Annotated in this window: 1 pseudogene; it reads left to right on the top strand. The window is 65.5% G+C overall.

The window, feature by feature from the left end:
• Window positions 1–737 (top strand): annotated as a pseudogene (locus GRX31_RS30425) (hypothetical protein); the annotation flags it as partial.

Below are 737 nucleotides of genomic sequence, written 5' to 3'. Positions count from 1 at the left end.
GCAGCCGGTGGCAGCACCAGCTTCAACCTGCCGGCTGTTCCGACGGCTGTGGGTTCGAGCACCAACACGGCCTCCTACGATCCGTCGGGCGGCATCAGCCCCGTCAATCCGACGGCAGGGTGTACGACAGACTGCGCTTCCACACCGGTAACTCCGGTCACGCCAGGCACGCCTGCGTTGACGGTCACCAAGGCCAATCCCGGCAGCCTGGCTGTGGGCACGCCGTTCAACTACGCGTTCTCCGTGTCCAATGCGGCCAGTGCCTTTGGTCCCGCCACCAGCGTGACCATCAAGGACTTGGTGCCTGCGGGGATCAGCATCACGGGTGTGCCGACCGGTGCGAACGTGGCCAGTGCGACCTGCGCGCCCAACACCTTCCCGTTTGCGGGCAATGGCAGCGCCGTCCTGACGTGTACGGTGAACTTCACGACCTCGGTAGCAGCCGGTGGCAGCACCAGCTTCAACCTGCCGGCTGTTCCGACGGCTGTGGGTTCGAGCACCAACACGGCCTCCTACGATCCGTCGGGCGGCATCAGCCCCGTCAATCCGACGGCAGGGTGTACGACAGACTGCGCTTCCACACCGGTAACTCCGGTCACGCCAGGCACGCCTGCGTTGACGGTCACCAAGGCCAATCCCGGCAGCCTGGCTGTGGGCACGCCGTTCAACTACGCGTTCTCCGTGTCCAATGCGGCCAGTGCCTTTGGTCCCGCCACCAGCGTGACCATCAAGGAGGA

Origin of the sequence: Delftia sp. CH05, from assembly GCF_009827015.1 — a bacterium.
GTDB lineage: Bacteria > Pseudomonadota > Gammaproteobacteria > Burkholderiales > Burkholderiaceae_C > Comamonas > Comamonas tsuruhatensis.
This window is presented reverse-complemented; position numbering and strand designations above follow the sequence as displayed.